At 72.6% G+C, this 14,782-nt stretch carries 17 protein-coding genes; 8 read left to right on the top strand and 9 right to left on the bottom strand.

Annotated features, from left to right (window positions below; translation table 11 throughout):
• The 6 genes from AB0O91_RS30510 to AB0O91_RS30485 form a co-directional block, all read left to right on the top strand.
• Positions 1-619: hypothetical protein (locus AB0O91_RS30510; RefSeq protein WP_363439812.1), on the top strand; the 619-nt coding region annotated here is incomplete at its 5' end.
• 64 nt (positions 620-683) lie between these two features.
• Positions 684-1,691, top strand: a complete 1,008-nt coding sequence (locus tag AB0O91_RS30505; protein WP_363439810.1) for an MsnO8 family LLM class oxidoreductase — start codon at positions 684-686, stop codon at positions 1,689-1,691.
• A gap of 587 nt (positions 1,692-2,278) precedes the next feature.
• Complete coding sequence (locus AB0O91_RS30500; RefSeq protein WP_363439807.1) at positions 2,279-2,662, top strand: hypothetical protein; 384 nt, start codon at positions 2,279-2,281, stop codon at positions 2,660-2,662.
• A gap of 181 nt (positions 2,663-2,843) precedes the next feature.
• Complete coding sequence (locus AB0O91_RS30495) at positions 2,844-3,950, top strand: hypothetical protein (RefSeq protein WP_363439804.1); 1,107 nt, start codon at positions 2,844-2,846, stop codon at positions 3,948-3,950.
• A gap of 82 nt (positions 3,951-4,032) precedes the next feature.
• Complete coding sequence (locus tag AB0O91_RS30490) at positions 4,033-4,428, top strand: roadblock/LC7 domain-containing protein (RefSeq protein WP_363439801.1); 396 nt, start codon at positions 4,033-4,035, stop codon at positions 4,426-4,428.
• Positions 4,429-4,498: 70 nt separating this feature from the next.
• Entirely contained in the window at positions 4,499-4,873 is a 375-nt protein-coding gene (locus AB0O91_RS30485; RefSeq protein ID WP_363439798.1) for a hypothetical protein, read from the top strand.
• 118 nt (positions 4,874-4,991) lie between these two features.
• On the opposite strand, the gene AB0O91_RS30480 is transcribed toward AB0O91_RS30485, so the two are convergent.
• From AB0O91_RS30480 to AB0O91_RS30440, 9 genes are all read right to left on the bottom strand, one after another.
• Positions 4,992-5,393, bottom strand: coding sequence for a DUF6188 family protein (locus AB0O91_RS30480; protein ID WP_363439795.1), 402 nt, complete (start codon positions 5,391-5,393; stop codon positions 4,992-4,994).
• A gap of 129 nt (positions 5,394-5,522) precedes the next feature.
• The gene (locus tag AB0O91_RS30475; RefSeq protein ID WP_363439792.1) at positions 5,523-6,668 is read right to left on the bottom strand and encodes an NUDIX hydrolase; all 1,146 of its coding nucleotides are present in this window, start codon (positions 6,666-6,668) and stop codon (positions 5,523-5,525) included.
• Positions 6,669-6,873: 205 nt separating this feature from the next.
• Complete coding sequence (locus AB0O91_RS30470) at positions 6,874-7,758, bottom strand: SGNH/GDSL hydrolase family protein (protein ID WP_363439789.1); 885 nt, start codon at positions 7,756-7,758, stop codon at positions 6,874-6,876.
• The gene (locus AB0O91_RS30465) at positions 7,733-8,995 is read right to left on the bottom strand and encodes a glycosyltransferase (protein WP_363439786.1); all 1,263 of its coding nucleotides are present in this window, start codon (positions 8,993-8,995) and stop codon (positions 7,733-7,735) included. Before AB0O91_RS30465 ends, AB0O91_RS30470 begins: the two co-directional genes overlap by 26 nt.
• Entirely contained in the window at positions 8,992-10,236 is a 1,245-nt protein-coding gene (locus tag AB0O91_RS30460) for a glycosyltransferase family 1 protein (protein WP_363439783.1), read from the bottom strand. Before AB0O91_RS30460 ends, AB0O91_RS30465 begins: the two co-directional genes overlap by 4 nt.
• Before the next feature lie 108 nt (positions 10,237-10,344).
• Positions 10,345-10,533: a DUF1508 domain-containing protein gene (locus AB0O91_RS30455; protein WP_363439780.1), complete on the bottom strand. Its 189-nt coding sequence runs from the start codon at positions 10,531-10,533 to the stop codon at positions 10,345-10,347.
• A 178-nt stretch (positions 10,534-10,711) separates the two neighbouring features.
• A complete protein-coding gene (locus AB0O91_RS30450; RefSeq protein WP_363439778.1) occupies positions 10,712-11,989 on the bottom strand; it encodes a tyrosine-type recombinase/integrase in 1,278 nt (425 codons plus the stop codon).
• 144 nt (positions 11,990-12,133) lie between these two features.
• Positions 12,134-12,691: a hypothetical protein gene (locus tag AB0O91_RS30445; RefSeq protein WP_363439775.1), complete on the bottom strand. Its 558-nt coding sequence runs from the start codon at positions 12,689-12,691 to the stop codon at positions 12,134-12,136.
• 139 nt (positions 12,692-12,830) lie between these two features.
• Positions 12,831-13,448 carry a helix-turn-helix transcriptional regulator gene (locus tag AB0O91_RS30440; protein ID WP_363439772.1) on the bottom strand — a complete coding sequence of 206 codons (618 nt, stop codon included), beginning with the start codon at positions 13,446-13,448 and terminating at the stop codon, positions 12,831-12,833.
• 292 nt (positions 13,449-13,740) lie between these two features.
• Between AB0O91_RS30440 and AB0O91_RS30435 the strand changes: the two genes are divergently transcribed.
• Both AB0O91_RS30435 and AB0O91_RS30430 read left to right on the top strand, forming a co-directional pair.
• Positions 13,741-13,911, top strand: a complete 171-nt coding sequence (locus AB0O91_RS30435) for a helix-turn-helix domain-containing protein (protein ID WP_363439769.1) — start codon at positions 13,741-13,743, stop codon at positions 13,909-13,911.
• A 365-nt stretch (positions 13,912-14,276) separates the two neighbouring features.
• Positions 14,277-14,498: a hypothetical protein gene (locus AB0O91_RS30430; protein WP_363439766.1), complete on the top strand. Its 222-nt coding sequence runs from the start codon at positions 14,277-14,279 to the stop codon at positions 14,496-14,498.
• The last annotated feature ends 284 nt before the right edge of the window (positions 14,499-14,782 follow it).

Genomic DNA, 14,782 nt, shown 5'->3' with positions numbered 1-14,782 from the left:
GCCCGGGCCGGCCCGGGCGGCGCGACGGTCCGCCGGCCGCCGGCTGTCGCCGGGGGCGCGCAAGCGCCTGGTGGTCCTGCACGTCGTCGCCTCGGTGAGCTGGCTGGCACTGATGCTCTGCCTGCTCACCCTGGCGCTGGCGGCGCTCACCACCGACGACGCCGACCGGCTGAGAGCCGCCTACCGGGCGATGGGCATGCTCGGTGACGCGCTGGTCCTGCCGCTGAGCCTGCTCACCTTCCTCAGCGGGGTGGCATTGGGGCTCGGCACCTCCTGGGGCCTGTTCCGGTACTACTGGGTGAGCACCAAGTTCTGGTTGACGCTCGCGGCGATGGCCGCCTCGGTCTTCGCCCTCTCCGCCCGGCTGCACGACGCCGTCCGCCTGGCGGACGCGCACCCGACCGGGCCGATCCCGGTCTCGGAGCTGGGCTTCGTCCGCTACAACACGGTGATCGTCCCGGCGGTCGCGCTCTCGTGCTACCTCTTCGCCGTGATCCTCTCGGTGTACAAGCCCTGGGGCCGCCGCGGGGCCGCGGGCGCGCGCCCGGGCCGAATACCCGGTCCCGGCTCCGGTCCCGGACCCGGTCCTGGGTCCGGTCCTGGGTCCGGCGGGGGATGACCGTGCGGCGGGGTGCCCCGGGTCGGGGGAATGCCCACCCGGCGGTCGGGTGTTCTCCACCCACGTGACCAGCGCTACGCCCGCGACCAGGCTCTCCGTCCTCGACCGCTCCCGGACCAGACAGGGCGAGGAGCCGGCGCAGGCGCTGCGGAACACGGTGGCCTTCGCCCGCGAGATCGAGCGCTTGGGCTACCACCGGTTCTGGGTCTCCGAACACCACGGGGTGCCCGGGGTGGCCGGATCGGCGCCGACGGTGCTCGCCGCAGCGGTCGCGGCCGCCACCACCCGGATCCGGGTCGGCACCGGCGGGGTGATGCTGCCCAACCACCGACCCATGGTGGTGGCCGAGCAGTTCGGGGTGCTGGCGGCGCTGTTCCCGGGGCGGATCGACATGGGCCTCGGCCGCTCGGTGGGCTTCACCGACGGTGTCCGGCGGGCACTCGGCCGGGAGAAGGACGCCGCGGACGACTTCGGCGGCCAGCTGACCGAACTGCTCGGCTACTTCGACGGCTCGCAGCAGGTGCACCGCGACGTCCACGCCCGCCCGGCCGAGGGCCTGCACGTGCCGGCCTTCGTCCTGGCCACCGGCGCGGGGGCCGAGCTGGCCGCCGAGGCCGGGCTTCCCCTGGTCATCGCGGCCACCCGCGGGGAGGAGCGGATGCTCGCCGCGATCGACGGCTACCGCAGCCGCTTCCGCCCCTCGGCCCAGGCCGCCGCGCCGTACGTGGTGGTCTCGGGCACGGTCGCGGTCGCCGGGACGACGGAGCGGGCGCGGGACCTGCTCGTCCCGGAGGCCTGGGCCGGGGCCTACTCCCGGACCCACGGGGAGTTCCCGCCGCTGGCGCCCGCCGAGGAGATCCGGACGCGGGCGATGAGCGCGCGCGAGCGGGCCGCGTTCGAGCAGTCGCTCAAGGGCCACATCGCCGGCACCCCGGAACAGGCCGCCGCCGAGCTGGCCGCGCTGGTGGCGCGCAGTGGCGCGGACGAGTTCCTGATCGCCACCAGCACGTACGACCGCGCCGCGCTGCTGGACTCCTACCGGTTGCTTGCCGAGGCCGTCGGTCAGGCCTGATTTCTGACCAGGTGTGATGGCCTGCTACTGTTCTTCTCGTCGAGGGGAAATGATCTTCCGCAACGAAGGTCTCTCGAACATGCGTCAGCGGTGCTACCAGAGCACGCCCTACTTTCAGTAGGGAGAGTCCGTGCGATCCGGGCCTGGCGCTCCACCCGAAGGGGCCCGTTCCGTCCAACGGAACGGGCCCCTTCGTCATGTCGACCCACCTCCGCACGGGTCCGGCGATGCCGTCGGGTCCCTCAGGCCCACCGGCTCTCCCACGTCACGGACAGGTGCGTCCTCTTATCGCATTTTCGTCTGCAAAACCCTCGGTCATGGCCCGGTATCGGCCAAGGTCCCGCGCCAGGTGGCGAACGAGCAGGGGCCCGCGGCGGTGGACCGGCCAGCGCCTTCGTTCATGGGGCACTGCTGACGCAGCGTCACACCTTGGCCGAAACTCGCGGTCACTGATGTGAATATGCCATGGGAATGTTCGTCCTACGGAAACCGGCAGTAGCCTTCCGTGTCGAAGCTGCCACTGCTGGTGGCGGCCCGGTCGGAGTCGCGTTGCGCCCGGCCGCCCAGACCCCCTCGAAGGAGCCGGTGTGCCGGGTATCGACGAATGCCTCTCCGGAGCGATGGCGATCGCCGGAGCCCGCTCGGCGAGCTTGGTCGACTGGAGCAGCGGACTCGCCCTCGGCAGCCTCGGGGAGAGCCCGGCCGGTGAACACGAGACCGCAGCCGCCGAGGCAACCGACTTGGTACGAGCGGCCGTTGAGAGCCAGACCTTCACCGCAGCGGAGGACCCGCGCGCACCGTTGGAGGACATCATCGTCACCGCGGGCCGCAATTACCACCTGATCCGCTTCATCGACACCGCCTTCGACAGCCGACTCGTCCTGCACCTCTGGCTCGACCGCGGGACGGGCAACCTCGCCGCCGCCCGCTTCCGACTCCAGGCCCTCGCCCAGGAACTGGTGCTGGGGTGAGGACCGGGACCGCACCGACCGTCGCATTCCGGCCAGCCGGCCGCCACCCCGACACCCGGCGCCCGACCGCACCCCGTACCGCGCGTCGGGCTCCGTCCCTCCCCTCACACCCGGCCACACCCCACGACCCGCGCCGGACCGCGCCGGACACCGCCCACCGGACGCTCCGGCGGTGGTCCGCGTGACCGTCGCACCGCTCCTGACGGAACCCGCCGGCGCCACCGGGCCGGTCCCGCCGAGGACCCCGGGCGAGGCCGTCTCGCTGCTCGCCGCCCGCCGCGCCACCGGAGCCCTGCACGGACCGCTCGGCACCCTGTACCTGGTCGACGGTCAGGTGGCCGCCGCCGAGTCCCCGCGCGCTCCCGGCCTGGCCGACCTGCTGACCGGCTGCGGCCGGATCACCCGGGAGGGCTGGGCCGAGCTCCTGCGCGGCCACGGCCCGCGCGGCCGGGTCGGTGAGGTGCTGCTGGAGCGGGGGCTGCTCACCCGCGGCGAACTCGAACTCGGCCACCTGGGAACGCTGTTCGACGCCGCCTACTTCGTCCTCGCCGACCGGTCCGGCGGCACCTGGCGGTTCGAGTCCGAGGCCCGGCACTGGCTCGGCACGGTGGCGCTGGTCGACCCGACACGGCTGGAGCGCGAGGTCGAGCGCCGGCACCGACTCCTCGACCGGATCTGGCCCTGGCCGCAGCTCGACACCGCCCCGGTCCGTCCGGTGGAACGCCATCGGTGCCCCTCGCGCCGCCCGCCCGGCCGCCGTCGACGCGAACTGCTCGACCACGCCGACGGCCGAAGAACCCCGGCCGACCTGGCCCGGCTGCTCGGCCGCTCCGGCTTCGGCGTGACGGCGGACGTCCGCCGGCTGGCCGCCGCGGGCCTGCTCGACGCCCCGCGGCACGCCGCACCGGCTGCCGCGCCGTCGGCCACCGTGGCACCGGTACTCCCGCCGTCGGCCGTCCCGCTGTTAGCCGTCCCGCCGTCGGTCGTCCCGCCGTTAGCCGTCCCGCTGCCGGCCGGCCCGCCCCCGGCGGTGCCGCCACCCCCGACCGCCGTACCGTCACGGCCGACCGGGGGCCTGCACCGGCGGATCCCCGGGGCCACCCTCCGCAGGACCCCGCCCCCCGGCCCGGCACGCCCCGGTCCCGCGACCCCCGGCCCCGCGACCCCTGCCGCCCCCACGTGCTCCGATCGACCGCCCACCACGGCAGCGGCCCACCCGCTGACCGTCCCCGACCCGGACATCGCGCTGCTGACCCGGGTCCGAGACCTTCTGGAGGCCCGACTTTGAGCCACTCTCCGCCTGCGATCCCGTCGTACCGGCCATGAGGCGGGCGCTCAAGCAGCGTGTCGGAAGGAGACAACTGATCGCCTTGGAGACCGAGCTGCTCGCCGAACTCCGCGCCGTCAAACGCCGTGTCCCGCACCTCGCGGGCGGCTTGGTGGCCAGCGTGGACGGCCTGCTGGTCGCGCACGACACCCACGGGACCGAACCGTCCGGCCTGGCCGCGATGACGGCGGCCTCGCTCTCGCTCGCCCAACGGCTCGCCGACACCACCGGCCAGGGGGAGTTCCGCGAGTCCGTGGTGCGCGGTGAGCACGGCTACGTCGCCACCTACGCGGCCGGCGGCAGCTGCGTGCTGACCCTGTTGGCGCTCCCGGACGTCAACGTCGGCCGGCTCCACCTGGAGGCCCGGCGCTGCGCCCGGCGCATCGCCGACCTGCTGAACGACGCATTGGTCCCGAAGGATCCGCGCGAGGCGGGCTGATCCGCCGAGCCACCACCACACCGCGACTTCGCCACCCCACCGTTCCACCATCCCAGAGGAGTTGACCGGAATGACCGACGCAGCAGGTGCACTCAAGCAGGCCATGACCGCCATCGAGGGCGCCATCGGCGCGGCCCTGGTGGACTACAACAGCGGGATGGCACTCGCCACCCTCGACGGCCCCGGCGGTCTGGACCTCAACGTGGCCGCAGCCGGGAACACCGACGTGGTGCGCGCCAAGATGCGCACCATGGACATGCTCGGCCTGCAGGACGGCATCGAGGACATCCTGATCACGCTCAGCAGCCAGTACCACCTGATCCGTCCGCTCGGCGGCCGGACCGGCAAGGGCCTGTTCCTCTACCTCGCGCTGGACAAGGGCCGGGCCAACCTGGCGATGGCCCGCCACCAGCTCACCAGGATCGAGGCCGACCTGGAGGTCTGACCGGGGAACCGGCCGGGCGCCCGGAGCGGGCCCCGGCCCGGGATCCGTGCAGACGTTCAGACCTGCAGACCTGCAGACCTGCAGACGTGCAGGCATCGGACGAGGCCCCGGCGGCGGCTCACGCCCCGCCGGGCTCCGTCCACCGGACCTCGCCGCCGGCCAGCCCCGCGCACACCGCGCCCTCGGCGGTCCGCACGCTCCAGGGCGCGAGTAGCGCGTGCGGCGGGACGGACAGCGCGCCGCCCTCCGCGAAGCCCAGCTCCAGGCCGCCGGCCAGGGTGATCCGGGCGGCGCCGACGGTCCGGCCGACCAGCGCCAGCAGGATGGGGGTCGGCTGGAAGGTTAGCGCCGGGAAGAAGTGCTCGACCTCCTCCGGTGCGGCGAAGGACGGCGCCGCGAAGCGGAAGTCGTGCGCCACCCGTACGGTCACCGGCCCGTCGAGCCGCAGGTCGAGCTGGACCCCGCCGCTGACCGCCTCGACCCGCCGGCCGGTCAGCACTTCAGTGATCGCGTTCTGCATGCCCCCAGTGTTCACCGCTCGCGCGCCGCTGAACCGCTGAACGGCCCATCCGATGAACCACTGAACGACTCACCCGATGACCCGCCCGACGACCCGCTCGCTCAACCGCTCGGTCAACCGCCGGACGGCTCAGCCGACCCGCTCGCCGGACCACCCCGCCCGCCCGCGCACCAACTCGGCCGGCCCGCCGGCCCGTTCCCGGGCCGCGAGTGCGGCGGCCACCCGCCCCCAGGACGGTCCGGACACCAGCGCCCGCGCCTCGGCCGGGTCGCAGAGCCGCCACTCCACCAACTCCTGCTCCTGCAGCCTGATCGAGCCGAGCAGGTCCTCCGTCACGGTGCCGCCGTCGTAGACGTACACCAGGACGGCGGTGTCCCGCCCCGTCGCCGGGTCGGCCTCGGGGTCGGCCGTCGTCCCCGGCTGCCAGTCCAGTGCCAGCAGCGGCCCGGGCTCGACCTCCCAGCCCAGTTCCTCGCGGACCTCCCGCCGCGCCGCCGTCCGGGGCGTCTCCCGCTCCGCCTCGACCCCGCCGCCGGGCAGCGTCCAGTGCGGCGCCTCACCGCGCGGTCCGTCCCAGGGCCGGAGCCGCACCAGCAGCACCCGCCCGTCACCGTCGGTGAACAGCGTGCGCGCCTTCGCCCGGATCCGCGGCCGGGTGGCGTAGAAGGTGTCCCGGTCCATCGGCGCTTCGGGCTGCGGCTGCTCGGCCCCGGGGCCGGGCGCGCTCCCCAGCCCCGGTGCGGCGGCCAGCCCGGTGTACTCGGGCACCGGACCGTCGGCGGGCAGCTCCCGCAGGGTGTGCCCGACCGGGCGGCTGTCCTCCAGCTCCAGCGGCCCGGCCGTGCGCGGCGCCCGCAGGCAGGCCGTCACCCGGCGGGACAGCCGGGGCGGCAGGGCGTGCCCCGCCTCCTCCTCGGTCAGCCACACCCAGCCGCCGACCTCCGCCGCGTCCGGCCGGATCGCCGCCACCTGCTCCGGGGTCAGCGGCTCGGCCCAGTAGAGGTACGCCACGATCGGCGGGCGGCTCGGGGACATCGCCCAGTCGACGCAGGCCAGCGGCCCCAGCCGGGGCGTGAAGCCCAGCTCCTCGGCGATCTCCCGCTCCGCCGTCTCCCGCGGTGACAGGTCGCCGGGCTCCCATCCGCCGCCGGGAACGGCCACCGGGTGCTTCCGGTCGTACGGCAGCCGCACCACCAGCACCCGCCCCCGGCCGTCCGGGAACAGCACCCCGGCCGCCGCCAGCACCCCCCGACCCGCCCTGTCCGACGTCTCCACTCCGGCTCCTTCCGCCACATCGCTGCCGGGGACGACACTCCCGTCGCTCGGATGGTTCCCACCCGGCCACCGCGCCCACCCCGCCCGAGGAGCCCCCCCGCCCACCCCGACCGGCGCCACCCCGACCCGAATCGCCCCGACCCGAATCGCCCCGACCGACCCCACCCCGACCCGAATCACCGCCCCGAAGGCGGCCTGCCGGTCGTCACCCCAGCGAGGCCAGCGCCTGCGCCGCCGCGCGGGCCATCTGCGCGTCGTGCCGCCCGCTCGCCCCGCGCAGCCGGGCGGCGCCCTCGACGGCCGCCAGGGCGAGCAGCCCCGGCAGCAGGTCGGTGCTGCGGGCGGCGACCCAACGGGTGCCCCGGGTGGCCATCCACCACAGGTCGGCGGCGAGGCCCGGCGGGGGCTCGGCGGGCCCGGCGGCGGGCGGGGGGCCGAGCGGGTGTCCCGCCGTGCCGAGCAGTTCGTGGAACCGCTGGGCGATCAGGTGGTGACCCTCGGCGCTGGGGTGGAGGCGGTCTACGCTCAGCAGGCGCCGCTGCTCGCACCAGGGGAGTTCGGCGATGTGCAGGTGGACGGCCCGGTGTCGCACGGTGAGGGCGTGCACCACGGTGTTGACCGCCTGCATCCGCCGGGCGAGCGGCCGGGCGAGCGGCTTCGGCAGCCGGAGCAGCATGCCGGGGTCGGGCAGGCAGGCGGTGAGCAACACGGCTCCGTGGCCGGACAGTTCACCCAGTGTGGCGTCCAACTCCAGGGTCGTGCGCCGGATGTCGAAGCCGGACCGCAGGGTGTCGTTGCCGCCGACCAGCACCGCGGCCAACTGCGGGCGCCGGGCCAGTGCGAGCGGAAGTTGACGGGTCGTCAGTTCGGCGGTCAGGGCGCCGCTGTACGCCAGGTTGGTGAACTCGACGGTCCGTCCCTCGGGGGCCAGCGACCGGGCGAGCACGGCGGCCCAGCCGCGCCACTGCTCGCCGACCTGGTCCCCGATCCCCTCCGTCAGCGAATCCCCGAGCGCGACGAAGCGCAGGAGTTCACCGGCCGTAGGCCGGTCCTCCGCCGCCCGGTCAGGCCCGGCGTCCAGCACGCTCATCCCGTCCCCCCTCCAGCGGACCGGAGTCGGACACCCGGTCCTGCTCCGCCGCCGCCTCGCGACCCCGCACCTCCGCTGCCGCCGCCCCGGCACCCCGCACCCCGTGCGCCGCCAGGAAGGCCGCCACCGCCGCGGGCCAGCCGTACCGTTCGGCCTGCGCCCGGGCGGCCGCCCGCCGGGCTCCCTCCGGCCGCCGCAGCACCTGGGTCACCGCGGCGGCGAACCCGGCCCCGGTGTCGACGGCGGCCACCCCGGCGAGCCCGATCAGCCCGGGCAACGCGGACGAGCGGTTGACCACCACCGGAGTCCCGCAGGCCAGCGCCTCCATCGCGGCCAGCCCGAAGGTCTCCACCGGGCCGGGTGCCAGCACCACGTCCGCGCTGCCCAGCAGCCCGGCCAGGTCCGCCCGTCCGCTCAGGTGCCCGAGGAAGCGCACCGGCAGCCGCAGCCGCGCGGCCCGGGCCGCCAGCCGTTCCCGCAGCGGGCCGGTCCCGGCGACCACCAGGACGGCGGGCAGACCCCGCGCCCGCAGCCGGGCCAGCGCCTCGACGGCCCGCTCGGGCCGCTTCTCCGCCGAGAGCCGGGAGCAGAGCACCAGCAGTACGTCCCCGGGGGCCGCGTACCGGGCCCGCTCCGCCTCCCGCCGGGCGGCGGGCAGCGGGCGCAGTGCCGCCAGGTCGACCCCGAGCGGGGCCCGGACCAGGTTGGGCGCACCGATCCGGCGGAACTCCGCCGCCGCCCAGTCGGTGGTGCAGAGCACCGCGTCGTAGGCGCGGGCCGTCGCGGCGTTCAACCGGTCGGCGGCCGCGCCGGCGAGCGGCCCGGGCACGCCCCAGGTGCGGAGCAGCCCGGTGGCGCTCTCGTGCGAGACCATCACCGACCGGATGCCGTGCCGCCGGGCCCAACCACCGCTCCAGCGCAGGGTCGTCCGGTCGGAGACCTCCAGCCGGTCGGGGCTCAGCCGGGTCAGTTCGGCGGTCACCGCCCGCCGGTCGGTGAGCAGCCGGTAGCCGCCGCTGGCCGGCAGCACCGGGCCGGGCAGCGTGACCACCAACCCCTGGTCGGTGTCCTCCTCGGAGCGCCGCTCGCCGGGCACGATCAGGACCGGCCGGTGCCCGGCCGCCCGGTACCCGGCCCCCAGGTGGTGCAGCGCGGTGCGCAGCCCGCCGGAGACCGGGGTGACGAAGTTGGCGAGCCGCACGATCGTCAGCGGCCCGCCGTGCGGCAGGGGCGTCATGCGGGCAGCTCCTCCGGCAGGGCCGGCGGCGCGGTCGGGTGGTCGGACGGGGCGGCCGACGGGGCGACGAACGGCAGGACGGCCGACACCGGCACCCCCCGGTGCTCCGCCAGCACCTCGGCGTAGTGCCGCAGCAGCAGGTCCCCGACCGCCTCCCAGGTACGGGCCGTCACCTCGGCCCGCCCGGCCTCCCCGTACCCGGCCCGTCGGGCCGGGTCGGCGGCCAGCTCGGCGACCGCCCGGGCGACCGCCGCGCCGTCCCGGGGCGGCACCAGCAGTCCGGTGCGGCGGTGCGCCACCAGGTCCAGCGGGCCGCCGGCGGCCGGGCCGACCACCGGGACGCCGCTGGCCATCGCCTCCTGGATGGTCTGGCAGAAGGTCTCCAGCGGGCCGGTGTGCACGAACACGTCGAGGGTGGCGAAACACCGGGCGAGTTCCTCGCCGGTCCGGCGCCCGAGGAAGACCGCACCGGGCATCGAGGCCTTCAGGCCGGGTGCCGAGGGGCCGTCCCCGACCACCACCACCCGCACCCCGGGCAGGGCGGACGCGGCGGCCAGCAGGTCGACCCGCTTCTCCGGCGCCAGCCGCCCGACGTACCCGACCAGCACCTCCCCGCCCGGCGCCAGCGCCCGGTGCAGCGCCTCGTCCCGGTGGCGCGGGTGGAAGCGCACCGAGTCCACCCCGCGCGGCCACAGCTGCACCCGGGGCACCCCGTGCGCGGTCAGGTCCTGCGCGGCAGGGGTGGACGGCGCCAGCGTGCGGGCGGCCGCCCGGTGCACGGCCCGGATCCGCCGCCAGGCCGCGGCCTCGCCCAGCCCCCGCCCGGCCCGGTAGGCGTGCGCGTACCCGGCCAGGTCGGTCTGGTAGACGGCCACGGCGGGCACCCCCAGCCGTGCCGCGACCTGCACCCCGCGGGCGCCCAGCACGAACGGGCTGGCCAGGTGGACGAGGTCCGGCCGGTGCCCGGCGAGGGCGGCCGCCAGCTGCCGGCTGGGCAGTGCGATCCGCACCTGCGGGTAGCCCGGCAGCGGCATCGACGGGATGTGCACCACGGGGATCCGCTCCGCGTCGGTGCCGGAGCCGAAGGTCTGCGGCGGGCAGTGGGCACCCCGCGCGGGCGCGGGGGTGACGACGAGAGGCCGGTGGCCCCGACGGAGCAGGTGCTCGGCCGTCCGCAGCACGCTGTGGGCGACTCCGTTGACCTCGGGAGGAAAGGATTCGGTGACGATGGCGACGCGCATGCCTGAGTTGTGTCCGCGCCCGGCGTGCACCCGGCCAAAGGGATCTGTCGTACAAGCGAACGCGGGTCGGCGATTCCGCACCGCCGACCCGCGCCCCGGACCACCGCGTCACATCGACCCGGCGGCCTCCTTGAGCTCCGCGTACGGCGCGAGCTTGCGGATCGACTCGATGCTCTTCAGACAGTCGTCCTTGCTCTCGTGCGGGTCACCGGTCACCACGATGGTCCCGTTGCTCGCCTTGAGCCGGAACCGGTGCATCCCGCTCTCGTCCGTGTACAGCTCGAACTTCCCAGCCATGCCAGTCGACACCTCTCGCTCAGGTAACCCCCTCGCACCGCACCGTAGGGCCAACCACGTTGCCCCGCCCGCCAGCTGGGGCATCCGAGTCATCAGGTCTCCGCCTACCGGACCCGTTCGACTCGGATGAGTCTCACGGGTCCGGTGCACATCCGGTGCACATCAGGCCAGGGCCAGGTCACGCTGCTGTGCGGTAGCGCCGGCCGATCGCCTTCCTGGCCTTGTCGAGCGACTTGGCGACGCGGTGTACGTACCTACGGAGCGTGAAGGCCGGGTCCTCGTGGCCGAGCAAATCTGCCAGGGTGTAGACGTCCACTCCTTCGTTCAGCGCCTCGGACGCGAACAGGTGCCTGAGCGAGTGCATCATCTTGTCGCGGCATTTCTCCCAACGCCGTCCACGGCCGACCCCCTTGTCATTGACGGCCTTGATCAAGCCGACGGCTTCGAGGGCCGCCTTCCAGAGGTAGTTGAAGTAGTTCTTGTTCAGGGGAGTGTGCTCGCGGGTCGTGAAGATCAGGCGGACGGTGACGGGAGGCCCGCTTCGCTCCACCCAAGGGAGGGTGACCTCGACCGGGGGGAAGCATCGAAGGTGTTCCGAGAGGATGAGGGCGAGGCGGTCGTCGACCGGAACGAACCGGTCCTTCGGGTCGTCATCGTTTCCACCCTTGGGAGGGGCGAAGACCATGACGCCCCGGTCGTGAACTATCTGGCGGCGAATATGGGCGACCTTGTCCGTCTGGAGCCAGTTGATGTCGTCCGGGCTGAACCCGAAGATCTCCCCCTGCCTCATTCCGAGGCCGCGTCCGCAGTCCACAATTGCCTTGTATCGATCCTGCAGGTGATCCTTGATCGCTTCGGAATCATCCCAGTTTACCGGGAGCTCCTTCGAAGCCTTTCGTTGGCGTCGTGGTTTGGCACGCTGAACCGACAGTGATGCGCAAGGATTCTTCTGGATTAGCTCATCGTCAACAGCCATCGTCATGATGGCATTGAGGTGAGTGTAGATCAGTCCTGCGTACGCTTCGCCAACCGTGAGGCTGAGCTGCTTGATCCATGCCACGACTCGGGACGGGATGAGAGCCCTGACTTTCACATCGCCGAGCGGCATGATGATGTGCCGACGCACCCGCGCGATGTATTGAGGTTCCGTCCTGGGATTTCTGAAGACCTGGTCGGCCAGCCACCGTTCGGCCAGGTCTCTGATGAGGGTATCGCCCTTCTCCTTCGCGATATAAGTGCCCTCATTGAGGCTGGTAGTGACCTTGGCGAGGTGATTCTTGGCGTCCTCGTACTTCTCAAAGCTCTCGCTTAGTTGCGCGCCATCGGGCCCGCGCCAGCGTGCTAGCCATCTCTTTCCGCGTCCGTGGTCCTTGGAAGGGACCTTGCTGTGGGCTCGGCATTTTGTCTCTCCAGCTTTCGGGCGGGACTTGTGCCAGCGATCGTAAGGCTCGGCCACGTGATTTTCACCTGAGTCTTTGATGCAAGGATTCTGGTCATTTCCATTCCTTCTTTCTTGCCCGTTCGGAAGGCGGTTCTTCCCGCCTGTTTCGGGTAGCCATGTTTCGCTCTAGGACTCCGAGAAGCCTCGGAGAAGGGATTTCTAGTGGTGCTGGGGGTGCTCTGCTGGGGAGAGGAACTGAATTCGACGTGAGGGGAGTTTGCGCGGCTGTCTCGTGACCGGTATCCGGATGCCGTCGGCGGGATTGCTGGGTAGGAGGAGGTGCTCAACCCCGGACGCCAGCACCTGCCGGAGCGTCGCGCAGATCCTGTTGATCGTCGTGGGGCTCAGGTGCGCCTCGGCATACAACGTGTTCACCACGCGGAGGATGTCGACCCGTGAGATCAGGGCGACGGGCGCCTGCCCGAGAGCGGGCAGAACGTGCCGATCGAGAGGTCGGCGGTAGTGTTCCGGCTTCGCCGCGGCCCAGAGGTCGACGAGGCGGTTGAGTGTGATCGGCTCACGGGCCCGGGAGAGGTCCGAGGCTGCAGCTTCGGCAATGCGTCGGGTCGGGAGGCTCCAGCTCCGACGGTTGCCGGCGTCGTCGAACCAGCGAACGCGGTAGCGAGCTGGTGGAGTGCGGCCCGCCGCGAGGGCGCGTGCGACGGCCTTCTGGTAGTCCGCGTGTCTACCGCGGTCCTCGATGTGAGCGTGGCGCATGGACTTCTACCAATCTCTGGTGGGTGCATGTCATAAGGTCTCCTCTTTTTCTGCCCGTACGGGTGCGGGACCGGTCGGTCGCGCAATCGGGTTCGCTGAACTGGCGTCGCGGCCGGGCCGGACGCAGGGGGTGCGGGTCCTACTTCGAACCGGGCTCGCTCGGTTTGAGCAGGGTGGCGAGCTCCTCCGGGCTGGCGCCCGACTGAACCGCGGTATTGATCTTCGCCAGGGTCGCTGCCATCTCGGAGTTGAACGCCTCGACCATCGCGGCGGCCCGGTCCTGGAGGACCGAGCTGGTGAGGTCGGCCAGGGCCTGTTGGCTGTCGCCAGCCGGCCTCCGTTGGATGGCGGTCGAGTAGAACTGCCTGGCGTCGCTCTGGGGCAAAGCCTTCTGCCCGGAGAGCCACTCCATCAGCAACTCGCCGTCGCTGACAGCCACTTCTGGAGTCAGCAGGACCGCCGTGCCGGGCGCGGCCTCTTCCGGAAGGCCCAGCAGATGCATCGGAGAGATGTCCAACGCCACTGCGAGGGCCACGACTTCGTCGATCGACAGCTCGCGCCGCCGAGCGCCGTTCGCGTCACGCCGACCTGTCTCGATGTTGGCCAGGACGGGGGCCGTCAGCTTGATCGCGCCGACATCGTGGCAGGCGGCTGCTAGTTGCTTCATGGTCCACCCGCGCCGATTCCGGGCCTCCTTGACTCGTAGAGCCACCGCGTCGCTCACCGACAGGGTCGGTGGGGCCGAGTCGCTCGACATCTGGCCTCCTTGCTTGTCGTATCGGCGACTCTACTCATCGCTTCTCGATTGCGCAATCGACAACTTGGAGGCGTGGCGTGCGTGTCGATTCGACAACCGTCCTCCATCGGGCCAGTGGGCCAGGCGACGATAGAGCTGGGATTGTCGTTTCGACAAGTTCAAGTGTCGTATTGACAACCGGTGCGCCGCTGTCCGATGCTCATCTCGGTTGTCCAAACGACAAGCAAGGTTGTCGAAATGACACATGGACGAGATGTGAGTGCTCATGAGTACGACGGACAGGTTGTGGACCTTGAAGGAGCTCGCGGAGTTCCTGGGCGTGCCGACGCAGACGATCTACCAGATGAACTGGAAGGGCACCGGACCGCGGAGCTACAAGGTCGGCCGGTGCAGGCGGTACGACCCGCACGACGTGCGGGTGTGGCTGGCCGACCGCTCCTCCGACGCGGGGAGCAAGCGATGAAGCGACAGCACTGCACGAGCCGTCGTCCGTGGTGGTCTGTGGACGACGCGGCGATGTACCTCGGGATCACGAGCACGGACCTGCGGGACCTGGCTGCTGTGGGCACCGGCCCCCGGTACACCGAGAGCACTGACGGTCTGAGGCGCTACCGGCCGTCCGACGTCAGGCTCTGGGCCTCGACGGGCCTGGTGCGCGACAGCTGCGGATGGAACAGGGACGCGCGATGACGACATGGCGGGCCAGCGTGTCCGCTCGCCAGCCGGCCAGCCCAGCGGGATGCCCGCGCCCGCCCCGCCCGCCGTGACCGGAACTGCGCCTCCCGACAGACCGGCGCCGAAGCCGCCCCCACCACCGCAGGAGTCACCATGAACAACACCACCCACGACCGCTACGCCGCGCAGCCTCCCGCCACCTGGATAGGCCGGCACTGGATGGCGACGACCAAGGACGGCTCCGGCCGGTACCTGCGCGGACTGATCATCGACGTGCGTCCCGGAGGTGTTCACGTCCAATGGCCGCCCTCGGACGGCCAGGATGAACGCGACGAGTGGACCACCACTGATAGGGGCACGCTGACCCGGGAGTAGAAGAAGGCAGAAGGCCGGGGTCCTCACCGTTCACGGCGAGGACCCCGGCCTTCTGCCTTCTTCGCGAGACCAGCAAGCGGTCGGCCCCCTCGCTGGTCGGGTCAGCCAGCGTGGTCCAGTAGCTCCGCCACCGCGGCACCGTACGCCCTGGACCGCTCCCCGACCGCGTGGCGGTCACAGTTGGCCTGTCTGAACTCCTCCAGGTCCGCCCGGACCCGCATCCCGAGGCGGGGGTGCAGCCACATCTGCACCTTCCAGCTCCTGGCCCGGTTGGCCAGTTCCTG

The sequence above is a fragment of the Kitasatospora sp. NPDC089797 genome (assembly GCF_040684795.1).
In the GTDB taxonomy this organism is placed as follows: Bacteria; Actinomycetota; Actinomycetes; order Streptomycetales; family Streptomycetaceae; genus Kitasatospora.
The sequence above is the reverse complement of the archived record's forward strand: the minus strand, read 5'-3'. Positions and strand labels throughout refer to the sequence as shown.

Coding starts and splice junctions, on each gene's coding strand:
- AB0O91_RS30440 (WP_363439772.1), bottom strand. CDS start 13,448: ATGTCGAGCGACTCGGCCCCACCGACCCTGTCGGTGAGCGACGCGGTG.
- AB0O91_RS30465 (WP_363439786.1), bottom strand. CDS start 8,995: ATGACGCCCCTGCCGCACGGCGGGCCGCTGACGATCGTGCGGCTCGCC.
- AB0O91_RS30430 (WP_363439766.1), top strand. CDS start 14,277: ATGAACAACACCACCCACGACCGCTACGCCGCGCAGCCTCCCGCCACC.
- AB0O91_RS30480 (WP_363439795.1), bottom strand. CDS start 5,393: ATGCAGAACGCGATCACTGAAGTGCTGACCGGCCGGCGGGTCGAGGCG.
- AB0O91_RS30445 (WP_363439775.1), bottom strand. CDS start 12,691: ATGCGCCACGCTCACATCGAGGACCGCGGTAGACACGCGGACTACCAG.
- AB0O91_RS30470 (WP_363439789.1), bottom strand. CDS start 7,758: ATGAGCGTGCTGGACGCCGGGCCTGACCGGGCGGCGGAGGACCGGCCT.
- AB0O91_RS30485 (WP_363439798.1), top strand. CDS start 4,499: ATGACCGACGCAGCAGGTGCACTCAAGCAGGCCATGACCGCCATCGAG.
- AB0O91_RS30460 (WP_363439783.1), bottom strand. CDS start 10,236: ATGCGCGTCGCCATCGTCACCGAATCCTTTCCTCCCGAGGTCAACGGA.
- AB0O91_RS30455 (WP_363439780.1), bottom strand. CDS start 10,533: ATGGCTGGGAAGTTCGAGCTGTACACGGACGAGAGCGGGATGCACCGG.